At 38.9% G+C, this 226-nt stretch carries 1 pseudogene; it reads right to left on the minus strand.

Going from position 1 to position 226, the window contains the following annotated elements:
- Positions 1-226, minus strand: a pseudogene (locus NE668_RS10105) (hypothetical protein); the annotation flags it as partial.

The raw sequence follows: 226 nt of genomic DNA on the forward strand, positions 1-226 counted from the left end.
CTCCATTCCTTTACTGTATATAGTACAGTACGACGTTCAAAATGCTGTCCGTCATAGTGTGCTAACACTTCAACTTTTCCTGCTTGATAGCCAATAGTCTCATAGGCTTTACTGTCTAATAGCGTTACACCAGCTTTAATCTTATGAGCCTTGTTTAGGTTGATTTTATAAACGTCGACCTTTTGTTTATCCGTATTAGCAACTACTGCGGTTCTATCCGCCTTTT

The sequence above is a fragment of the Veillonella parvula genome, from assembly GCF_024461875.1.
Taxonomy (GTDB): domain Bacteria; phylum Bacillota; class Negativicutes; order Veillonellales; family Veillonellaceae; genus Veillonella; species Veillonella parvula_I.